General features: G+C 47.0%; 1 protein-coding gene. It reads left to right on the forward strand.

What is annotated here, in order from left to right:
• Positions 1 to 192 (forward strand): hypothetical protein (locus tag EWM57_RS21465; protein WP_207218381.1); only part of this gene is annotated, 192 nt, incomplete at its 5' end.
• Between the last annotated feature and the right edge of the window lie 1645 nt (positions 193 to 1837).

Below are 1837 nucleotides of genomic sequence, written 5' to 3' on the forward strand. Positions count from 1 at the left end.
CTTCGGGGTGGCGTTGAAGCTGGGAAGGTAGGGAAGGCGCTACTCTTTAGCAGTATTAAAATAGCCAAACTGAGCCCAGCTACCTTCTTGCAGGACTTCGAGAGCCAGCTTCAGTTTACCAGCTTTCACTTCCCGGACAAACCGGGTTTGGTGGGTGTAAAGCAGCTCGGCCATTTCCCTCGCTTCCTGTAGTATTTCTGGTTTCGGTTACTGCATGTAAAACTCGATATGCTCAATAGGGTATTCCAGTTGATCAACAATAAGACTTACGAAGATGTATTGCCCGTTTTTTAGCAGCTGAATCCATATTTCGTGCGTGCCTTTGGCTAACCGAAATTCAAATAAATCCTGTCTCTCCTGAATGGGAATACCTAAGCCATTTGCTACTGTTTCGGCGTCTGCTGCGCTAATCATACTTGGCATAAGTCAGAGCGGGAGTTTCATCAGCTTCGGGGTGGCGTTGAAGCTGGGAAGGTAGGGAAGGCGCTACTCTTTAGCAGTATTAAAATAGCCAAACTGAGCCCAGCTACCTTCTTGCAGGACTTCGAGAGCCAGCTTCAGTTTACCAGCTTTCACTTCCCGGACAAACCGGGTTTGGTGGGTGTAAAGCAGCTCGGCCATTTCCCTCGCTTCCTGTAGTATTTCTGGTTTCGGTTACTGCATGTAAAACTCGATATGCTCAATAGGGTATTCCAGTTGATCAACAATAAGACTTACGAAGATGTATTGCCCGTTTTTTAGCAGCTGAATCCATATTTCGTGCGTGCCTTTGGCTAACCGAAATTCAAATAAATCCTGTCTCTCCTGAATGGGAATACCTAAGCCATTTGCTACTGTTTCGGCGTCTGCTGCGCTAATCATACTTGGCATAAGTCAGAGCGGGAGTTTCATCAGCTTCGGGGTGGCGTTGAAGCTGGGAAGGTAGGGAAGGCGCTACTCTTTAGCAGTATTAAAATAGCCAAACTGAGCCCAGCTACCTTCTTGCAGGACTTCGAGAGCCAGCTTCAGTTTACCAGCTTTCACTTCCCGGACAAACCGGGTTTGGTGGGTGTAAAGCAGCTCGGCCATTTCCCTCGCTTCCTGTAGTATTTCTGGTTTCGGTTACTGCATGTAAAACTCGATATGCTCAATAGGGTATTCCAGTTGATCAACAATAAGACTTACGAAGATGTATTGCCCGTTTTTTAGCAGCTGAATCCATATTTCGTGCGTGCCTTTGGCTAACCGAAATTCAAATAAATCCTGTCTCTCCTGAATGGGAATACCTAAGCCATTTGCTACTGTTTCGGCGTCTGCTGCGCTAATCATACTTGGCATAAGTCAGAGCGGGAGTTTCATCAGCTTCGGGGTGGCGTTGAAGCTGGGAAGGTAGGGAAGGCGCTACTCTTTAGCAGTATTAAAATAGCCAAACTGAGCCCAGCTACCTTCTTGCAGGACTTCGAGAGCCAGCTTCAGTTTACCAGCTTTCACTTCCCGGACAAACCGGGTTTGGTGGGTGTAAAGCAGCTCGGCCATTTCCCTCGCTTCCTGTAGTATTTCTGGTTTCGGTTACTGCATGTAAAACTCGATATGCTCAATAGGGTATTCCAGTTGATCAACAATAAGACTTACGAAGATGTATTGCCCGTTTTTTAGCAGCTGAATCCATATTTCGTGCGTGCCTTTGGCTAACCGAAATTCAAATAAATCCTGTCTCTCCTGAATGGGAATACCTAAGCCATTTGCTACTGTTTCGGCGTCTGCTGCGCTAATCATACTTGGCATAAGTCAGAGCGGGAGTTTCATCAGCTTCGGGGTGGCGTTGAAGCTGGGAAGGTAGGGAAGGCGCTACTCTTTA

Source organism: Hymenobacter persicinus, assembly GCF_004167665.1.
GTDB lineage: Bacteria > Bacteroidota > Bacteroidia > Cytophagales > Hymenobacteraceae > Hymenobacter > Hymenobacter persicinus.